The organism is Sutcliffiella horikoshii, assembly GCF_002157855.1.
Taxonomy (GTDB): Bacteria; Bacillota; Bacilli; order Bacillales; family Bacillaceae_I; genus Sutcliffiella_A; species Sutcliffiella_A horikoshii_C.
In genome coordinates, this window is record NZ_CP020880.1 from 761,601 (window position 1) to 781,488 (window position 19,888).

Consider the following 19,888-nt stretch of genomic DNA (forward strand, 5'->3'; position numbering starts at 1 on the left):
ATGACGATTACAACCACTGACATAAACGAAAAGGTTGAAACATTGCTTGCGAATCATAAGAATTATTTTGATAAAGGGGAAACAAAGGATCTTGATTTCCGCTTGGAGCAGCTGTCGACCTTAAAGAAGGCTGTTCAGAAATATGAAGCTGAACTAATGGATGCGTTGAAAAAGGACCTTGGAAAATCCATATTCGAAGCATACGGTTCTGAAGTTGGCTATATCCTTGATAGCATCGGTTTCTTTATGAAAAATTTAAAAGGCTGGGCTAAGGTGAAAAAGGTGAAAACACCGCTCGTTCATACTGGTTCTAAAAGTCTGATTTATTCTCAACCTTATGGGACGGTATTGATTGTCGGGCCTTTCAATTACCCTGCTCAGTTAGTATTAGAGCCTCTGATTGGGGCGATTTCTGCCGGGAACTGCGCAGTGATCAAGCCTTCGGAATTCACGCCGACTGTATCTGCTGTGCTTACAAAAATGATACGAGAATTCTTCAATGAAGAGTACATCAGTGTCGTGGAGGGAGCAAAAGAGGAAACATCAGCCCTTATTCATGCGCCATTTGATTATATCTTTTTTACGGGAAGCGTAGAGGTAGGCAAGATCGTCATGCAGGCTGCGGCTAAACGGCTTGTACCGGTAACACTCGAGCTTGGAGGGAAAAGTCCGTGTATCGTCCATAAGGATGCCAATATAGAAGTGGCGGCGCAACGAATCGCTTGGGGAAAATTCATGAATGCAGGCCAAACGTGTGTGGCGCCGGATTATATTCTTGTGCATGAAGATGTTCGAGGGAAACTGGTTAAAGCATTGAAAAAAACGATACATGATTTTTACGGAGATAATCCACAAGAAAGCAAGGATTACGGACGTGTGGTGAATGAGCGTCAATTTGATCGTCTTGTATCATTATTGGATAAGGAAAAAGTGGTCGTTGGAGGACGAAACGATCGGGAGTCGCTTTATATGGAACCGACTGTGATGGATGGTGTAACATGGGAAGATAGCGTGATGCAGGAAGAAATATTTGGCCCAATTTTACCTGTACTTGCATATAACGACTTAAAGGATGCCGTAAAACAGGTTAATAATTATCCAAAGCCTCTGGCGTTATATGTGTTTACTGAAACTAATGAGGTAGAGGAAGAAGTTATCGGAAGCACCTCTTTCGGTGGAGGGTGTGTGAATGATACGGTCACACATTTGACCAATCCATACTTACCATTTGGTGGGGTAGGGACATCGGGCATCGGTTCGTATCATGGGAAAGACAGCTTTGATACTTTTTCCCATAAGAAAAGTGTGATGAAAAAGAGTACCAAGTTCAATTTGAGTTTTCTTTACCCGCCTTATTCTGATAAGAGCATAAAAGTGCTAAGGAAATTTATGAAGTAGACAGCTTCAAATTTTCAGGTGTCAGGAAGTTCTTTACATTTCTTTTATACGCTGTCTGTGTTAATATTTAGATAGACGAAATATATGTAGCAGACGCAGCTTTTTAGGGAAATGAATCTTCGGTCGTGGAGATTCATTTTCTTATTTATGTGGATTTATTTTGGAGGTGCGTCTTTTTATAGTAGGAGAGTGTAAGAATGGTACCGATTCAGAAAAAAGAAGTGTTATGGACGAAATCGTTCATCATGTTGATGGTAGGAAACTTGTTTGTGTTCATGTCGTTTCAAATGCTGATTCCCACATTGCCCCCATATATTAAGTCGTTGGGAGCAACGGGATTTGAGATTGGGTTGGTAACCGCCTTGTTTTCCATCGGTGCTGTGTTGAGTAGGCCGTTTATCGGTTTTATGCTGGAGTACCGGGCGCGTAAACCGCTTGTGTTGATCGGCGCGGTTGCGTTGCTTGCTGTGACAATCATCTATCCATTGTCCCAGATAGTGCTGGTATTCCTATTGTTCCGACTTGTACATGGTCTTGCATGGGGCTGGTCCACAACGGTAAATGGAACCGCAGCGGTAGATGTTATCCCCCGTTCCCGTCTAGGTGAAGGGATGGGGTATTACGGATTATCGATTACAATCGGAATGATTATCGCTCCAAGCTTAGGGATTTACTTATATCAGGTTACAACGTTTTCTAACTTGATCATGGTAAGTGCTGTTCTTGGAGTAATTGCGCTTGTGTTGTTGGGTGTGGTTCATTATCAGACGCCTGCTATTGTGGAAAAGACGAAAAAGGAGGACCTCAAGTTTTCCTATTTCGGTTCACTTGTAGAAAAGAGTAGCTGGTACCCAGCCTTCATCACATTGATGGCTACGTTTGGCTACGGCTCGATTGTCACGTTTATCGTGATATTTGGAGAAGAACGTGGGATTGACCAGATCTTTCTTTTCTATCTTGTAAATGCGATTATGGCATCATTATCTCGTCCAGTTGCAGGAAAATGGTTTGATAATCATGGTCCACGGGGCTTGGTATTAATGTGCATGTTCTTGTCCTTTGTCGGGATGTGGGTGCTTTCCTTTGCGCACTCCAATTTGTTTATTGTGATAGCTGGTGCGTTGTTCGGAGTAGGTTTCGGTTCTTTGATTCCTACCTTGCAATCATGGACCTTATCCATGACTCCTGAAAACCGCCGTGGAGTGGCAAACGGCATGTTCTTCTCATCTATCGACCTGGGAATTGGACTAAGCGGAATCATCTTTGGACTCCTTGCACAATTCGTCCCGACCGCAGCCCTCTTCCAAATCTCCAGCACCTTCATGCTCCTTGCCATGCTCTTCGCCTGGATCGAAGGCAAACGCAGAAAACGAGCAGTGCTTGAAGAGATGAGAGAAGGGGCATAAAGAAAAGGGGTCTGACCCGCTGTGCGTTAAAGTGGTAGAGAGATAAAGAGGGGTCTGACCCTCACTCCGTTAAAGCAATAAAGAAAAAGCGTAACCTCCCAGTCAAACGGAGGTTACGCTTTTTCGATTTCTTTGACCCTGCCGACTTGTCCGTCTTGGAGGCGGACTTTGATGCCGTGGGGGTGGTTGGGGGATTTGGTTAGGATGTCTTTGACAATCCCGCTTGTTAGTTTGCCTGTGCGTTGGTCTTGTTTGAGTACAATTTTTACTGATTGACCGACAGTGATGTCTGACCGTTTTTGTCCATTCATTTTCTAGAGCCTCACGTTTCTGTAATTACTAATAGTTTATTATATCATAACCAAACTCTCCGCATTCTTAATCGACCATTTCCTCTCTCACTTCAAGTAGAAGATCAGGCCGGTTGGTGAGAATCCCATCAGCCCCTTGTTCGAGCAGGTAACGCATCGTTTCCTTATCATCAATCGTCCAGTAGTGCATCTGTACGCCACTTCTCTGCGCATCCCGAATCAGTCTCAGATTTGTCAAATCAAAAATACTTTCTTGTAAAGGGATTTGAAAAGCGTCCACCTCAGGCTTGTAGAGGTTGCGGACAAATAGTTTATGAAAAAGGACAAACCTAGTGATTTCTTGTCTGCCGCCAACAAGTGCAACCTTTCCGTCTGTGAAACTATTGAATGTCTCAAGAATTTCCTGATCGAAAGATGCGACAAGCAAAGTATCTTCTCTGTTATACTCTTTGGTCAGATCCCACAACTTCCTTGCAATCTCCTCATACTTTTCAGGTGGATTGGTGTCTTTTATTTCAATTTCAATACGGGTGTTAGGGAAGGCTTGAAACATTTCCTCCACAGTAGGGATGGTGACGCCCTTTCCGCGGAAACTGTTATTGCCATCTAAATCAACGAAATGATAGCCTGCATCTAATTGTTTTACTTCCTCTAAGGACAACGCGGCTACTTCACCTTGCCCATTTGTAGTCCGGTCGACAGTAGAATCATGGATGGCAACAAGGTGCCCATCTTTTGTCATATGTATATCTGTTTCCAATACGTCGACACCCATTTCCACTGCTTGTTCAAAGGCTATCATGGTATTGGATGGAGCGAGGAGCTCACCGCCTTGATGTGCGATGACTAGCGGGAGTCCACCATTTTCAAAAAAGGGTTTGGTTGCTTGCTTGGAAACAGGTAAAAAAGTGAAGATAAGGCCCAGTGTGCCAAGCGTACCGGCAATAGTCCCCAGGGCTATCCAGGCTTTTCTTTTTTTGTGGGGTTTCTTTTGTGAAGGGATTGTAATCTCTGCCATAAGTGAACGTACCCTCTTTCTCTTTTCATCTTCTTATACTTAAATTATAGAATAGTTTGAAAATAAAAAAAGAGGGTAGCCGTAATTTTTCGGCTACCTTTTCATCAATCTAAAAATCCTAACCCCCTCGCAACCTCATCCACTAATTCTTTCCTGTCGTATTCATGATATAGTCCCATAGCCAAGCGCGTCGGGCAGCCAAAGAAGAAGCGTTCGTACAGCGTTTGGCGGGATCCGAATGCGCTCATGCTGACATCCCATGCTAAGCGGAACAGCTGGATGCGGGTTTTGGCATCAGTGGTTGCTGACTGTAGGTATCGGTCAATGTCTGCTCGTATTGGTGATTCCAGGTCAGCCTCTGTTGGGATAGAAACCAGGCCACTTGCACCGAGCAGCTGCAGAATCTCAATGAATCTTGGATACACTTTAGGAAACTGCACGATAGCAACAGAAAGAGGCGTGACATCTGGTACCATTGTCCCGTGCTTATCCGGTTTCGCATTCATTTCTGATGCCAGAAGCAAGGCTTTATGATTTTCTACTGCTACGATGATCTCGCTGATTTTTTCTTTTACATGCCCGTACTCACCTATCGCGATGGTGTTGACCAAAAGTTGTGCAATACCTAAAATGAATTCGGCTTTCATTACCTGTCTTGACACCACCTGGTGGGTGACAAGCGGTTTGAAGTTACTAATGGAATACAGTTTGTTGGCGACATCAATATTTTCCGCAACAAAAACCCTCTCCCATGGCACTAAAACGTTATCAAGCACTACAATAGCGTCCATTTCTTCAAACCTTGATCCAAGAGGATGATTGAAAGTGGAAGAGTCATAAGAAAAGGATTCCCGGCAGATAAATTTCAATCCTTCGGTGTTACTTGGGATACTGAAGGCATAGGCGAAAGGCTCTTCAAACATTTTAAGTCCAGAAGAGGAGATGATGATCTCATCGGTGATACCACCCTGTGTCGCCAATAACCGCGCGCCTTTAATGACAATCCCTTCTGAGGTCTTATCAACCATCCTTGCTGCCACAATATTCTCATCGTCCTCGTAATGTAAAGAAGAGCGATTTATTTGTGGAGCAATGAATGTATGAGTAAAAGAGAGATCATTTTCCCTAGCATACTCGTAAAAATTTTTAAGATTCTGCGGGAATTGCGGACCTTGTTCTTCTAATAGATCTGCAGAGGAGGCAAGTGCCATCAAGGTAGAGTTTTTATAATCAGGGGAACGCCCCATCATTCCAAATGTTGACTTTGCCCAAACCTGAAACATCTTTCTTCTTTTCTCCAAATCTTCTTTAGTTGTCGGTCGTAGATAGGAGGTTCCGACTAGATTCCCAGTTGTGTCGGATGTGAAAGTCATAATATCTTTGTACTTTTTGTCGTGTTGCATATCAAATAGTGAGGCTTGACTTCTCATCACTCCTGAAAAAGCCGGGTGCTCCGAGATATTCCCTTTGACCTGCTGTCCGTTATACCAAACATTTGCATGAAGCGAGTCGATTCGGGTTAGATATTGTTTTCCGTTGATTATTCCCATGCTGCTCACCCTTTGCCCAGATTACTTCTTTCAATGTATGCATATGGGATTGTCTGATTTACTACCGGGCTTCATCAAATTTTGAACGGCTAGGTTGGCGTGGTATAGTGAGGAAAAGATGGACTGGAGGGAGAAAAAATGAAACAGGAATGGATGGAACTTGATACACCCACATTAATTTTGGATGGACAAATCTTACTGAAGAATATACGTAAGATGAGCGATTTTGCGAAAGAAAATAAGGTGAATTTGCGTCCGCATATCAAAACACATAAATCTGTCGAGATTGCCAAACTTCAGTTAGAGCATGGAGCAATTGGCATTACCACCGCAAAGCTGGAAGAGGCAGAAGTGATGGCAGCCTCAGGAATAAAGGATATTTTAGTGGCATATCCGGTTTCAAGCCCAGCAAAAATAGAACGAATCATTGCACTTTTGAATCAAGAGGTGGATTTAAAAATAACCGTGGATAGTCTGGAACAAGTGAAGCTGCTTCAAAAAGCTTTGGAAAAAACAAGCCACTCTATAGAAGTTTGGATTAAAGTAAACTCTGGCCTGAACAGGTGTGGAGTGGAGCCTGGCGAGAGAGCTGTTGAACTTGCAAAAGCCATCATACTATTATCCCGGTTACGAATTGGCGGAATCTTTACCCATGCAGGTCACTCCTATGGTGCAAATGGGAAAGAGGAGCTTGAACGCATTGCTTTAGCTGAAGCACACGCGGTGGTTAAAAGTGCGGAGGCATGTGAAAAGGCGGGTATCCCGATTTTGGTAAGAAGCGTTGGCTCTACCCCGACTTATCGGATTTCAGGACTACTGGATGGAATTACAGAAGTACGTCCCGGAAACGCGGTTTTCTTTGACAGTATTCAAGTAGGGCTTGGTGTTGCAGACAGGGCAGACTGTGCGTTAACGGTTTTGGCATCTGTCGTGGGTGTGTATGAGGGGAGAATTGTTCTCGATACAGGAAGTAAAACATTGTGTTTGGATAAAGGTGCACATGGGCTGGACTCGGTGAAAGGGTATGGATTTGTGGTGGATCATCCTGAATTGACCATAGAGAGGCTGTCCGAGGAGCATGGGGTGGCGGTCTTTGAAGGTAGCTGCGACTTGCGCTTGAATGATAAAGTGCGCATCATTCCCAATCATGCGTGTACAGTGGCCAATATGTTTGAAGAGTATGTGGTGGTGGAAGGCGAGCATGTGGTAGATAGGTGGAAGGTGGATGCGAGGGGGATGCGGAAGTAGCAGCGGTCTTTATGAGAGTAGGGTGTCAGGTGAAAAACGCTTTCCGCTCTTATATATGCTAGTTTTTAAGGAAAATAGATGGTTTATGATGCGGTTTAAAATGGTTCGGACACTTTAGCTTGTGCTTCGGACATTTAAGCTGCTTGTTTTTAATAGGTTCGGTCAAGAAAGCTCTCCCTTCGGACAAGAAAGGAGAGCTGTTCGAACATTTGAAAATTTCTTTCGGTCAACTTTACAAAAACTTCGGACAATTAGCAAAACACGCTTTAGAAATTTAATTTTCAACAACTAAAAACCAAGGTGGTAGACGACATCATTCGAAGGGATTCACCATCTTACCGTCACTCCACATCCAACGCTGCTGCCAACTCCTCCCAATACGCACATAGTGTCAGCAGACCTTTATCAAAATTCTTCAGCTTGAAATTTTCATTTGGTGCATGCACATTGTCAGAAGGCAATCCAAAGCCCATCAATACGATCGGTGCTTGCAGGACTTCATCCAATGTTGAAACGATCGGCAAGGAGCCGCCTCCACGTGTAAAGGTGGTCGGAACTTCCCATACCTTTTCAAAAGCCCGACTTGCTGCTTGGATGGCAGGGTGATTGAATGGAGTCACAAACGGTGCTCCTTTGTCAAAAAGGGAAACAGTAACTTCTACGCCAGCAGGCTTATGCATCGTAACATGCTCCTGTAATAGGGCCAGTATTTCATCTGGATCCTGATCTGGTACAAGGCGGCAAGTGATTTTGGCATGTGCTTCAGAAGGAAGAACCGTTTTGATTCCATCTCCCTGGAATCCGCCGTACACACCGTTTATTTCAAGTGTCGGGCGGACCCATGTGCGCTCATAAAAGCTGTATCCTTTTTCTCCATAAAACTCTTGAACTCCAACTTCCTCTTTGACCACAGCTTCATCAAAGCCTATTGCTTCAAAAGCTGCTTTCTCTTCCGAAGTCAAAGGGACCACCTTGTCATAAAACCCATCCACAGTCACCACACCATCACCATCGTGGAAGGAAGCGAGCAATTCCACCACTGCATGAATCGGGTTTGCCACAGCGCCGCCGTATAGTCCGGAGTGAAGGTCACGTTTTGGACCTTTGACATCGAGCTGGAATCCACACATTCCACGCAAACCATAGCATATGGTCGGCTTGTCTTCTTCAATCATGGATGTGTCGGATACAACCACCACATCAGCAGCCAGCATTTCTTTATTTTGCTCAATAAATGCCGGCAAATTGGGACTGCCGACTTCTTCCTCGCCCTCAATACAGAACTTAAAGTTAAAAGGCAATGTCCCAGTCGTCGCGAGAACCGCCTCCAACGCTTTTATATGCATAAACGTCTGGCCTTTGTCATCACTGGCGCCGCGAGCATAAATGCGCTCTTCACGGATTGCCGGTTCAAAAGGCGGGGTATCCCATAAATGAAGGGGGTCAACGGGCTGAACGTCATAATGCCCATAAATCAAAACGGTCGGCTTGTCCTCACCCGCGTGGAGCCAATCACCATATACAATGGGGTGACCTTTTGTCGGGTGTAAGGCCACATTTTCCATGCCAAGCTTTCGCAAAGACTCTGACATCCATTCCGCGGCCCGTAACGTGTCTGCATTATGTGCCGGTAGGGCGCTCACACTTGGAACAGACAATAAGTCTATTAATTCTTCTAAATGCCTTTCCCGATGCTCTGATAGATAGGAAGTGATGGTTGCGGTTGTCATGATTTTACCTCCGTCTTTTGAAGTGTAGGTGCTTTACGAAGCTTTGTCGCTTGTTCATATCCATAGGCGATCTGGATGAGGGTGCTTTCTTCAAAGGCTCTGGCGGTAAATGTCACCCCAACTGGTTTCCCTTTTTCCGTATAGCCAGCAGGAACGGTGATAGAAGGATAACCTGCCTTTGCAGGAATGCCAGCGCCAAAGTTGTTTGGTGTCAGGATCGCATCAAGGGTGTGTTCTTCCATAACAGCATCCAAGCCGCCTTCCCTGGAACGATAAAGATCTTTTTCACGACTTGATAAGTATTCATCCTCTGTTAATGTTCCGCTGTGTTTGTCACTTTCCTCAAGGACTGTCTGGTTATGCTTCAGCATAGTGGAAGAGTCCTTTTTATTATAAGCAATTAAGTCTTGCAAGCTTTTAATCGGTACAGAAGAACCGGTATTTCGTAAGTAGGCGTTCAGACTTGGTTTAAATTCATAAAACAGCGTATGGTAATCCCATTCTTCTTTTGCAAAAGGAATGTCGATGGATCCGATGACTTCAGCGCCTTGTTCTCTGAGACTCGCAATTGCTTCTTCCATGAGGAGGGATTCCTCGTCTGAAAAATAAGTGAAATAAGGGTCACGGGCCACTCCAATCCGCATTCCGTTAAGTCCTTCTTTTAATAGGAAGGAAGTGTAGGATATGCCTGGGGTTGGATTTGTTTTGGTGGCAATGTCTTTTTCATCTGTCTCGGTCAATGCGCTCAGAAGGACAGCGGCATCTGTGACTGATTTTGTCATAGGTCCTGCTGTATCTTGACTGAAGGAGATTGGGATGATGCCCCTGCGACTAATCAGTCCTACAGTTGGCTTAATCCCGACAATGGAATTGGAACTTGCAGGACTTAAAATGGAACCGGAAGTCTCTGTACCGATGGCCGCAACTGCGAGGCCTGCTGCAACCGCAGCACCGGAACCACTGCTTGAGCCACCAACATCAAATTGGCTGGGACCATAAGGATTAAGGACTTGTCCACCTCTGGAGCTGTAACCATTCGGCATCTTTTCTGTCATGAAATTAGCCCATTCGGTCATATTGGTTTTGCCAAGTATGACCGCACCAGCTCTTCTCAGTTGACTTGCCACGGCGGAATCTTCCGCTGCCACGTGATGTTCCAAGGCAAGCGAACCTGCGCTTGTATGCATCATATCGCCTGTATCGATATTGTCTTTCAAAAGGATAGGAATGCCATGGAGAGGTCCACGTGCACCGGACTGGTCTCTTTCCAGATCGAGAGCTTCCGCAATAAACACCGCATCAGGATTCACCTCAAGAACTGAGTTCAACTTTGGCCCGTTTTTATCATATTTACTAATGCGGTGAAGATACATGAGAACTAATTCTTTTGAAGTAACTTCGCCATTTTCCATCGCCGCTTGCAGCTCCTCAATCGTCGCATTCGGCAACCATTCATCCACAAGCCCAGAGAGTTTCGGGTGGTTCATCCAAAAAACCTCCTATATAATTTTAGAATAGGGTAGAACAACAAACTTTTTTCAACATCCTACCAATAATAATAATTCAAACTATTTAAAAAACATAGTAATAAAGGTATGATAATAAGATAATATATAAATTTCAAGATATTCGTTTCGCAAAACGAAATATCATATGCGTTCAAAATAGATTTACTCATTTCAACGCAGACTAAACATAGTGAAAGGTTTGGAGGATCACGTATTATGGGGAGAATATTTTCATACTTAAAACCGTATAAGCTGGCTGTAGCAATTGCCTTGCTCCTTATGCTGACAGAACTTGTCGTGGAGCTCTTGCATCCGTTGCTCATGGCCAAAATAATTGACGAGGGAATTCTGACAGGCGATTTGGATGCGGTCCTGAAATGGGGAGGCATCATGGTGCTGTTCTCCTTTATCGCATTCGCAGCAGGGGTTACCAACTCCTTTTTTGCCGCCCATGTCAGCCAAAGTTTTGGATTTGACATTAGAAAAGGGTTATTCGGAAAAATACAATCGTTTTCTTTTGCGAATTTCAGCCTGTTTCCGACTTCTTCTCTCATCACAAGAATGACCAATGATGTTACACAAATTCAAAATACTGTTTTTATGAGCTTACGTATCATGCTCCGTGCACCGCTCCTTGTGGTGGGTGGCGTGATCATGGCGTTGATTGTCAATTGGCAGCTAGCTCTGTTTCTTGTCATCGGAGTACCTGTTCTCTTTCTTTTTCTCGTATGGGTGATGAAAAAGGGTGGGGCGCTGTTCAAAGCTGTTCAGGAAAAACTGGATGGTGTGAATAATGTCATGCGGGAAAACCTTGGGGGTATTCGCTTAATCAAAGCCTTTCTCCGTAAAAAGCATGAAATCAAACGGTTCGGTCATGCAAGCGAGGAGTTGAAGAATCAGACGGTAAATGCACTTCGACTTATGGAGATTACCATGCCAATCCTCCTTCTAATCATGAACGGAAGTATTCTTGCTGTCCTTTGGTTTGGTACGATCGGTGTCTCAAACGGAGGAGCACAGGTTGGGGAAGTGGTCGCTATCGTCAACTATGCGACCAGAATTACCGGGGCACTATCAATCTTTTCTTTTATTATCATGGCATTTGCGCGTGCGAAAGCCTCTGCTCACCGGATTACAGATGTGCTGGACGAGGAAATTGATTTAGTGGATAAGGTAGATGTGGATAAAGAAGCGACGTTCCTTCAAGGAGGAATCGAATTTGACTCTGTATCTTTTCGTTACCCGAATACAGACATACCGGTTCTTGAGGATATCAGCTTCCGCGCCGAAGCTGGATCGACCGTTGCCATAATGGGAGCCACAGGAGCTGGTAAATCGTCATTATTCCAACTGATTCCTAGGCTTTACGATGTAGATAAGGGCATCATCCGGGTAGACGGTAAAGACCTTACCGATTTGTCTCTGAAAAAGCTAAGGAGGCAAATAGGATATGTGCCACAGGAAGCGCTTCTCTTTTCGGGAACGGTAAAAGAGAATATCGCCTGGGGGAAAGAGGATGCAAGCTTGGAAGAAATCATTCAGGTAGCGAAGGATGCGCAAATTCATGAAACCATCGATCGTTTGCCGAAAAAATATGAGACCGTTCTTGGGCAAAAAGGGGTCAATCTTTCCGGAGGACAAAAACAACGCTTATCCATTGCCCGCGCTCTTGTAAGAAAGCCGAAGATTCTCATGCTGGATGACAGTACAAGCGCACTTGATTTAAATACAGAAGCCAAACTGCTCGCTGCTATTAAAAAATACCAATGCACGATGTTCATAGTGACGCAGAAGGTAAGTACGGCAATGGAAGCAGATAAAATCTTACTGATAGAAGACGGAAGGCTGCTAGAAGAGGGAAGCCATGAGAAGCTATTGGCCACCTCGGAACTTTACCAGAAAATCTATCAGTCGCAATTTGGAACGGAGGTGGCAGAGCATGTCCAAGCGTATAAGTAGCAGTGCCGCCGTCGCAAGTAAAGCGAGCCCAAAGCCGAAAGCCAAGGACTGGAAAGGGACGATTAAACGAGTTTGGAGATACTTAGGTGAAAACAAAGGTTTGTTGATGCTCGTTATGTTAATGGTTGTCGTCAGCTCCGCCTTAGGACTTTTGGGACCTTTTATTGTTGGAATGGCTATTGATAATTATGTAGTGGAACAAAATACATCTGGACTTTTAAATGTTTTAATTGGGCTTGTATTTATCTATATTTTCTACTCGCTTTCCATGTGGCTCCAGAACTACTGGATGGTGGGAATAGCGCAAAATACGGTATTGAAAATGAGGACGCAGCTGTTTGAGCATTTACACAAGTTGCCGATCCCATATTTTGATAAAAGGCAGCATGGTGAACTTATGAGCCGTGTAACCAATGATATGGAGAATGTCAGTTCAACGTTAAACAGTTCTGTCATTCAGATTTTTTCGAGTATCTTGACCTTAGTCGGAACGGTATCTGTCATGCTTTATCTTAGTCCTTTGCTGACAGGCATTACGCTAATCATCGTACCTGTTATGTTCTTTGGTTTAAGATGGATCACCAACCGGACAGGTCCATTGTTCAAGCAAACCCAAAAGAACTTGGGTGAACTGAATGGCTATATTGAAGAAACCATTTCCGGTCAAAGGATTGTGAAAACATTCTCCCGAGAAGATAAGGTGATGGAGGAGTTTACGGAAAAGAGTTTAAAACTGAAGAAGTCCGCATATTGGGCTCAGACCTATTCAGGGTTTATCCCAAAGCTTATGAATATGTTGAATAACTTGAGTTTTGCCATTATCGCAGGTGTTGGTGGGATATTGGCATTAAACACGGAATCAGGCATTACGATTGGAGTTATCGTCATTTTTGCGGAGTACTCGAGACAATTCACGCGTCCGTTAAATGACCTTGCCAACCAGTTTAATACTTTGTTGTCTGCTGTAGCAGGAGCTGAGCGTGTGTTTGATGTGTTGGATGAAGAAGAGGAAGAAAGCGATGAAACCGAAGCAATAGAACTGGAAACGGTAAGAGGAGAAGTGGAGTTTAGGGATGCTTCCTTCTCTTATGAAGGTGATGATACGACCATTCGCAACATCAACTTCCATGTGGACGCAGGAGAAACCGTTGCATTTGTCGGTCCAACAGGTGCAGGTAAGACAACGGTCATCAACCTGATTTCCCGTTTCTATGATTTGGACAGCGGAAGCATCCTTTTAGATGGCCATCCAATCAACAGGATAAAACGTTCGAATTTGCGTAAGCACATGGCCTTTGTATTACAGGATTCCTTTCTTTTTGAGGGAACGGTTAGAGAGAATATCCGTTACGGAAGACTGGATGCTACAGACACGGAAGTGGAGGAAGCGGCAAAGATGGCCAATGCTCATTCCTTTATCAGAAAATTACCGGGAGGCTATGATTTTAAACTGAAGCAGGACGGAAGCGGAATCAGTCAAGGGCAAAAACAGTTACTGTCCATTGCGCGGGCAGTCTTGGCAAACCCTACCATCCTGGTTCTTGATGAAGCAACAAGTAGTATTGATACCATCACAGAGATGAAAATTCAAGAAGCGCTTCAACGATTGATGGAGGGAAGAACTAGCTTTGTTATTGCCCACCGATTAAATACCATTCAAAATGCCGATCAAATTCTTGTATTGAAAGAAGGAGAAATCATAGAAAAAGGATCTCATAATGAATTGCTCACAGAACAAGGTTTTTACTATGACTTGTTTACGAGTCAGTTAAAAAAAGAAGTAGGGTAATAAGAGTAATTAGGCACCTGTACGTTCATGGAAAGCTATCATGTACGTACAGGTGTTTTTTGCATAAATTCTACATCTTATAAAAAAACATTTAATTTTTCCCGGGAAATTCGTCGCTATATAAAGGTTCGTGTCATATTAGCGCACATGATGAAGGAGTCATGTATTGTCTATTTTCCGAATATGATTTATAATGCTGTACAGAATGAAAATTCTAAATATTACAAATAAGTTAAAGGGGGATTACAATTTGGATGCATTTACGCAAGATCCGATTGGTTTTATAGTCAGTCTTCTTTGGAGCACACCGATGATTGTTTTCTGTTTGGGAGTCGGACTATTATTTACCATTTTGACAAGGTTTGTACAAGTAAGGTTATTTGGGGATATGGTGAAGCAAATATTCTCAGGTAAAGCGTCAAAAGCAGGGGTATCTTCCTTTCAGGCATTATCCATTTCATTATCAGGACGTGTAGGAACCGGTAATATCGCTGGTACTGCAACTGCAATTGCGATGGGAGGACCCGGAGCAGTTTTTTGGATGTGGACGATCGCATTTATTGGAGCGGCGAGTGCATTTGTTGAATCAGCGCTGGCCCAAGTGTACAAATCAAAGCAAGATGGGGAATATCGCGGGGGTCCGGCTTATTACATAGAAAAAGGTATTGGCTGGAAATGGTATGGGATTGTATTCGCATCGGCTGCATTGTTAGCGATGAGCTTATTAATGCCAGGATTGCAAGCTAATGCAATTGGGACAGGATTAAATAATGCTTTTGGAATTAATAAGCAAGTAATTGCAATTACATTAGTTATTGTCATTGGATTAATCATTTTTGGGGGAGTTAAACGTATAGCTACTGTTGCTCAATACGTAGTTCCTTTCATGGCGGTAGCGTATATATTAGTAGCTCTAGGAATTATTGCTATGAATATTACAGAGTTACCGGCAGTATTCGGTTTGATTTTCTCAAGTGCCTTTGGCTTTGACTCCGCGTTTGGTGGGATCATTGGGGCAGCTATTGCATGGGGCGTTAAACGTGGTATCTTTTCCAATGAAGCAGGTCAAGGTACTGGGCCACACGCAGCAGCGGCTGCTGAAGTATCACACCCAGCTAAACAAGGATTAGTGCAAGCATTTTCTATTTATATTGATACGCTACTTGTTTGTTCTGCCACTGCGTTCATGATTCTATTCACAGGATCGTTTAATGTAGTAGATCCAGCAAACGAGGGACAATTCCTGGTAAATAACCTTGGTGCAGGGGTAGAGGCAGGAGCGGAATATACACAAGCTGCTGTTGAGTCAGTATTACCTGGGTTTGGTGCAGGATTTGTAGGTATTGCTTTATTATTCTTCGCTTTTACAACCATTATGGCGTATTACTATATTGCGGAAACGAATGTTGCATATTTGGTTCGTGGAAGAAGCAATAAGATTCCAATGTTCATCTTGAAGGTCGTTCTTTTAGGTGCAACTTACTTTGGGGTTGTCAGAACAACACAAGTAGCATGGAATCTAGGAGATATTGGACTTGGATTAATGGTGTGGCTCAATTTGATTGCACTGTTATTGTTGGCGAAACCTGCACTTGCAGTGTTAAAAGATTATGATGAACAAAGAAAGCAGGGTCTAGATCCTACATTTAATCCTGAGAAATTGGGTATTAAAAATGCGGAGTTCTGGACAGAGGAGTATAAAAAGGATGATGAAAAAGCATCCTGATCAATGAATTCAAAAGCCCTCACCACTAATTTTTTGTGGTGAGGGCTTTTTGAATTGTCTAGACTGACATGATTGGTGCCATAATTTCCGGACTAGGTTTTCCTATATAATAGCCTTGTCCATAATGTATTCCGATGTCTCGGCAAAATTGAAACTCTTCTTTTCTTTCTATTCCTTCTGCAAGCACCTTAATGTTTAATTTGGTGGCGACATTTATGACACTTTTTAGGAAAAGTTGTTTTTCTAATGAGGTGTCACAATGTGAAATATAGTCACGGTCTATTTTTACAAAATCGGGTTGCAGCTTTTCGAGGACTGCCAAGGTGGAATAACCTGCACCGACATCATCGAGTGCCACTTGCATTCCCGATTTCTTGTAAGTTTTGAATATAGATTCAAGGTGGTCGATATCGTGAATTTTTTCTGATTCCACCACTTCAAAAACGAGCTGATCTGGTAAGATGTCATTTTCACGAACAATCTTAAATGTATGCTGCAAACAATACTCCGGGTTGTAAATGGATGATGGTAAAAAGTTAATAAATAGCTTTACATTAGAAGGGACCTGCTGCTTGCTCCCGGAAACAATAGAGCTTTCACGAGCCTTTTGATCTAAATAGTTATGTAGATTCGTTTCACGGGCGAATTCAAATAGTTTAAAAGGTGGAACAGATTGCCCCTTCCATTGAGGGCGTAACAAACACTCATAGGCGAAAATTTCATCGTTTTTCTGCAAATCTATGATTGGTTGAAAATGGGTTGTGAAGGAATTGGATGCTATTAATTCTAATAGATCTTGATTTTTCACCAGATTCCATAACTGCTCTGGTGGGTAAAAGCCTCGTTGTGATGATGTTTTCGCCAAAACTTTTGAGCTATCAGCTCGATTAAGTATTTTCTTTTGAAGGAGCTGCTCTAATTCTTCAAGTGATTGATAGTGAAGTTCCTCTTGCAATTGCTCTCTTTTTATAAAAAGTACCCCTGAGCGGCTTATATTGTCAGGTACCCCGCAATCCGTACAGTGCAAATAGATCACCCCTTTTAATAGATAGGATAATTTTACTATTAAATCATTGTTGGAAGAAGTTTTTAGCATGAAATGTTGAAAAAAAGGTCCGAATAGATGAAAAGTAGTAGAATGGATACATTTTTTGACGGAATGCACAAGGGTTTTCTCAAATGTTGTCGAAACATAACTATACGATAGAATTTAGAAGGTACGGTTAGGGGCGGGCTTGTATGTTGGCGGAAAAGCTACTTTTACATGTATTGATCATCTTAGCACCGGTGCTGATTTATTATGTTGTTTCCGAAAATAAGAGGTTTGGTCAATCACCATATTTTATCGGAATTCTGCAGGGGCTTTCTGCGAGCCTGTGTTTACTGTTTGCATTCTATGATTATGGTCTATATTGGGACTTGCGATACATACCTTTAGTGCTTGCCATCCTTTATGGTGGACCAAAGGCTGGGGTAATTGTACTCGCTGCCATTCTTGGGACAAGAACCTACCTTGGTGGCGATGCTCTGGCATTTGGCTATGTCAGTGGACTTGTTGCAGCAGCCATTCCGTTCTTGATGCTAAAACGGTTTAACAAAATTCAAATAAAGAAAAAGAGGATTGGCTTTGCTGTGCTTGTAGGCTTATGGCCAAACTTTGTCATGCTAGCAATCTTAATAGCTTATCTCTTCAGTTCAGCAGCTGCAAATGAAGGACCGAATCTACTTTTATACATCCTGCTATTTGGATTGATTCAAGTAGTAGGTGTCGGTTTCGCATCCACCTTACATGAAGCGGTCCTTGAGCGAGAATTGATGAAGCAGGAAATTAGACGCGCGGAAAAGCTGAATACATTAGGTGAACTTGCAGCGTCCATTGCTCATGAAGTCAGAAACCCATTAACTGTTGTTAAAGGATTTCTCCAACTCATGCATAGAGAGGATAAGGGGAAGAACTATCAATATATTGGACTCATTTTAAGTGAACTGGCAAGGGCAGAATCCATTATCAATGATTATCTCAATTTTGCAAAACCTGAGTTCAAAAAAATTGAAAAAGTGGACCTGGGTGAACTATTGAGTGATGTGAAAATGTTGTTAAATCCGTTAGCAGTAAAAGAAGGTATTCATCTTGAAAGTTACTTGGAGAAGAATGTTGTGATGGAAACTGATAAAAATCAATTCAAACAAGCCCTTGTTAACATTTTAAAAAATGCCATTGAAGCCACTCCTCAAGATGGCAGAGTCTATATTAAATTGTTTTCCAACACATCTGGCATTCAGATTCTCATTAAAGATACAGGAAAAGGAATGACCAAGGAGCAGGTGTCTCGCATTGGTACCTTATTCTATACCACTAAGGATAAGGGGACAGGTCTTGGTACGACTGTTTCGATGAGGATTATCGATACAATGAATGGAAAGGTCGTTTACTCAAGTGAACTTGGGAAAGGGACGGAGGTGAAGATTTCATTTCCGCCTGTGAGGCAGGAGGAACAGGTGAGAGAGGAATCGATTGTTGGATAATAAATAAAGAGACTGTCCATTAAATTTGGCAGTCTCTTTATGTTTGTTTATTCTGGTTGAGTCTTACAATTTCTCCAGCGGTTTATCAGCTGGCCCTTCCAGTACGTCGCCGTGGATGGAGAAGCGTGAGCCGTGGCAAGGGCAATCCCAGCTTCGATCGCCATGGTTCCACTCGACTTCACAACCAAGATGCGTACAGGTCGTGTCCACGCAGTATACTTCTCCTTTGTCGTTTTTGTAAGCTCCTGCACGTCGACCGTTAATCATAACGACTCCGCCTTCATCCAAACCTAGATCTTCTGGTTTTTTCGAAGGACGATCAAGTTTGCCTTCGATGAGGTGACCCGCTACATTCATGTTAGAGCTGATAAATTTTTTCAGACTAGGATCAGCAACAAAGCGGGACGGTGAAAACAGGTCTTCATATGCGTTTTTCCTGCCAAGGATTAAATCCTGTAAGAGCAGTGCGGCTGCTGTACCGTTGGTCATTCCCCATTTTCGATAGCCTGTCGCAATGAAAATATTCGGATGCCCCGATGTAATGCGGCCAATATACGGTACCTTGTCTAACGTATATAAATCTTGTGCTGACCATCGATACAGAATTTCCTTGATTCCAAGGACTTCTTCACCGAAACTTTTCAACGCTTCGTAGTGTTTTAACGTATCTTTGCCTTGACCTGTCCGGTGGCCGTCTCCTCCAATCAAGGCAACTTTCTCCCCGTCAATCGTCACATAACGCAAAGATCTTGAAGGCTGACCTGCGCTATAATACATGCCCTCTGGTGGTTCTTTTTCTATTTTTGCTGCAAGTACATACGAACGCTCCGCATACATTCTTGTGAAAAAGAAACCTTTGCCATCGTAAAATGGAAAATGGGAGCCTGCAACAATATATTCGCAATCAATCTTTGCTCCGTTCTTCGTCACTACAGATAGACCGCGGGACTCCTCCACATCTGTCGCAACGGTGTGCTCATAAATTTCGCCGCCCTTTTCAACTATGCCGTCTACTAGCACCTTTAAATATTGAAGCGGATGGAATTGTGCCTGATTTTTCATGACGATTACAGATTTAGTCTCAATCGGAAACGGTATGTCATAAGTTAAATCGCCATCGATTCCTAGTTTCTGATACGCTTCGAATTCTTTTATTACTTTTTGATCATCCTGCTCTGTTTGAGAATAAATATAGGCATTCTGTTCACTAAAGTCACATTGAATTCGTTTAAGATCCACAAGATCTCTGATGAAATGAAGGCCTTCCTGGTTGGCTTGGTAATAGAGTTTTGCTTTTTCTTGTCCTAAATGCTGAAGAAACTCATCGTAAATCAGACCGTGCTGAGATGTCACTTTGGCTGTTGTGTGCCCTGTTGTTCCATTTAGAATTTGATCCGCATCAATGAGGATTACCTTAAGTCCTTCTTGAGCAAGTTGATACGCCGTCGTAATTCCAGTAATACCGCCACCGACTACACATACATCTGTTTTTTTATTTTCATTTAATGTTGGAAAAGAGGGCAGGGGTGCAGAGTCCCGCCAATAGGCTTCCGGTCCTTTTGGAAGGTCGGTAAAATTTATTTGATCCATTACGTATTTCCTCCTCTGTTATGTAACGATATACATAATTTTTCCAAAAAGGAGGAAAACATGTATCTTTTTAGCGGAAATGACAACGATATTTCTATTGGAACCTCTAGGGAAAAAGGGTAGAATGGA

The 19,888-nt window shown here is 43.0% G+C and carries 14 protein-coding genes; 7 read left to right on the forward strand and 7 right to left on the reverse strand.

The genetic code is table 11. The annotated features are described in order from the left end of the window. Positions 1-21: 21 nt before the first annotated feature. Positions 22-1,398, forward strand: a complete 1,377-nt coding sequence (locus B4U37_RS04090; RefSeq protein WP_088020125.1) for an aldehyde dehydrogenase — start codon at positions 22-24, stop codon at positions 1,396-1,398. 197 nt (positions 1,399-1,595) lie between these two features. After that, positions 1,596-2,804, forward strand: a complete 1,209-nt coding sequence (locus B4U37_RS04095) for an MFS transporter (RefSeq protein ID WP_088017202.1) — start codon at positions 1,596-1,598, stop codon at positions 2,802-2,804. Positions 2,805-2,917: 113 nt separating this feature from the next. Here B4U37_RS04095 and B4U37_RS04100 read toward each other — a convergent pair whose 3' ends face one another. From B4U37_RS04100 to hpaB, 3 genes are all read right to left on the reverse strand, one after another. Next, entirely contained in the window at positions 2,918-3,115 is a 198-nt protein-coding gene (locus tag B4U37_RS04100) for a YwbE family protein (protein ID WP_088017203.1), read from the reverse strand. 67 nt (positions 3,116-3,182) lie between these two features. Further along, the gene (locus B4U37_RS04105) at positions 3,183-4,133 is read right to left on the reverse strand and encodes a glycerophosphodiester phosphodiesterase family protein (RefSeq protein WP_088017204.1); all 951 of its coding nucleotides are present in this window, start codon (positions 4,131-4,133) and stop codon (positions 3,183-3,185) included. Positions 4,134-4,237: 104 nt separating this feature from the next. Then, positions 4,238-5,683, reverse strand: a complete 1,446-nt coding sequence (gene hpaB, locus B4U37_RS04110) for a 4-hydroxyphenylacetate 3-monooxygenase, oxygenase component (RefSeq protein WP_088017205.1) — start codon at positions 5,681-5,683, stop codon at positions 4,238-4,240. Positions 5,684-5,821: 138 nt separating this feature from the next. Here hpaB and B4U37_RS04115 point away from each other — a divergent pair, with 138 nt between their 5' ends. Beyond that, on the forward strand, positions 5,822-6,931 hold the full coding sequence (locus tag B4U37_RS04115; protein ID WP_245840055.1) for a D-TA family PLP-dependent enzyme: 1,110 nt from the start codon (positions 5,822-5,824) through the stop codon (positions 6,929-6,931). A 341-nt stretch (positions 6,932-7,272) separates the two neighbouring features. Here B4U37_RS04115 and B4U37_RS04120 read toward each other — a convergent pair whose 3' ends face one another. Continuing rightward, a complete protein-coding gene (locus B4U37_RS04120; protein ID WP_088017206.1) occupies positions 7,273-8,661 on the reverse strand; it encodes a dipeptidase in 1,389 nt (462 codons plus the stop codon). Then, positions 8,658-10,148: an amidase family protein gene (locus B4U37_RS04125; protein WP_088017207.1), complete on the reverse strand. Its 1,491-nt coding sequence runs from the start codon at positions 10,146-10,148 to the stop codon at positions 8,658-8,660. The genes B4U37_RS04120 and B4U37_RS04125 overlap by 4 nt, the downstream gene beginning before the upstream one ends. Positions 10,149-10,385: 237 nt before the next feature. Here B4U37_RS04125 and B4U37_RS04130 point away from each other — a divergent pair, with 237 nt between their 5' ends. From B4U37_RS04130 to B4U37_RS04140, 3 genes are all read left to right on the forward strand, one after another. After that, the gene (locus B4U37_RS04130) at positions 10,386-12,128 is read left to right on the forward strand and encodes an ABC transporter ATP-binding protein (RefSeq protein WP_088017208.1); all 1,743 of its coding nucleotides are present in this window, start codon (positions 10,386-10,388) and stop codon (positions 12,126-12,128) included. Further along, positions 12,109-13,917, forward strand: a complete 1,809-nt coding sequence (locus B4U37_RS04135) for an ABC transporter ATP-binding protein (protein WP_088017209.1) — start codon at positions 12,109-12,111, stop codon at positions 13,915-13,917. The genes B4U37_RS04130 and B4U37_RS04135 overlap by 20 nt, the downstream gene beginning before the upstream one ends. Before the next feature lie 310 nt (positions 13,918-14,227). Continuing rightward, positions 14,228-15,643: an alanine/glycine:cation symporter family protein gene (locus B4U37_RS04140; RefSeq protein ID WP_088020128.1), complete on the forward strand. Its 1,416-nt coding sequence runs from the start codon at positions 14,228-14,230 to the stop codon at positions 15,641-15,643. 58 nt (positions 15,644-15,701) lie between these two features. Here B4U37_RS04140 and B4U37_RS04145 read toward each other — a convergent pair whose 3' ends face one another. Beyond that, positions 15,702-16,670: an EAL domain-containing protein gene (locus tag B4U37_RS04145; protein ID WP_244951547.1), complete on the reverse strand. Its 969-nt coding sequence runs from the start codon at positions 16,668-16,670 to the stop codon at positions 15,702-15,704. A 212-nt stretch (positions 16,671-16,882) separates the two neighbouring features. On the opposite strand from B4U37_RS04145, the gene B4U37_RS04150 reads away from it, so the two are divergent. Next, positions 16,883-18,169, forward strand: coding sequence for an ATP-binding protein (locus B4U37_RS04150; RefSeq protein WP_088017210.1), 1,287 nt, complete (start codon positions 16,883-16,885; stop codon positions 18,167-18,169). Positions 18,170-18,232: 63 nt separating this feature from the next. Here the strand turns inward: B4U37_RS04150 and B4U37_RS04155 are convergent, their stop codons facing one another. Continuing rightward, positions 18,233-19,759: an FAD-dependent oxidoreductase gene (locus B4U37_RS04155; protein WP_088017211.1), complete on the reverse strand. Its 1,527-nt coding sequence runs from the start codon at positions 19,757-19,759 to the stop codon at positions 18,233-18,235. Positions 19,760-19,888 lie beyond the last annotated feature (129 nt).

What these genes read in the sequence shown, in the direction of transcription:
- B4U37_RS04095 (WP_088017202.1), top strand. Translation starts at nt 1,596, where the DNA reads ATGGTACCGATTCAGAAAAAAGAAGTGTTATGGACGAAATCGTTCATC.
- B4U37_RS04100 (WP_088017203.1), bottom strand. Translation starts at nt 3,115, where the DNA reads ATGAATGGACAAAAACGGTCAGACATCACTGTCGGTCAATCAGTAAAA.
- B4U37_RS04105 (WP_088017204.1), bottom strand. Translation starts at nt 4,133, where the DNA reads ATGGCAGAGATTACAATCCCTTCACAAAAGAAACCCCACAAAAAAAGA.
- hpaB (WP_088017205.1), bottom strand. Translation starts at nt 5,683, where the DNA reads ATGGGAATAATCAACGGAAAACAATATCTAACCCGAATCGACTCGCTT.
- B4U37_RS04115 (WP_245840055.1), top strand. Translation starts at nt 5,822, where the DNA reads ATGAAACAGGAATGGATGGAACTTGATACACCCACATTAATTTTGGAT.
- B4U37_RS04120 (WP_088017206.1), bottom strand. Translation starts at nt 8,661, where the DNA reads ATGACAACCGCAACCATCACTTCCTATCTATCAGAGCATCGGGAAAGG.
- B4U37_RS04125 (WP_088017207.1), bottom strand. Translation starts at nt 10,148, where the DNA reads ATGAACCACCCGAAACTCTCTGGGCTTGTGGATGAATGGTTGCCGAAT.
- B4U37_RS04130 (WP_088017208.1), top strand. Translation starts at nt 10,386, where the DNA reads ATGGGGAGAATATTTTCATACTTAAAACCGTATAAGCTGGCTGTAGCA.
- B4U37_RS04135 (WP_088017209.1), top strand. Translation starts at nt 12,109, where the DNA reads ATGTCCAAGCGTATAAGTAGCAGTGCCGCCGTCGCAAGTAAAGCGAGC.
- B4U37_RS04140 (WP_088020128.1), top strand. Translation starts at nt 14,228, where the DNA reads ATGATTGTTTTCTGTTTGGGAGTCGGACTATTATTTACCATTTTGACA.
- B4U37_RS04150 (WP_088017210.1), top strand. Translation starts at nt 16,883, where the DNA reads ATGTTGGCGGAAAAGCTACTTTTACATGTATTGATCATCTTAGCACCG.
- B4U37_RS04155 (WP_088017211.1), bottom strand. Translation starts at nt 19,759, where the DNA reads ATGGATCAAATAAATTTTACCGACCTTCCAAAAGGACCGGAAGCCTAT.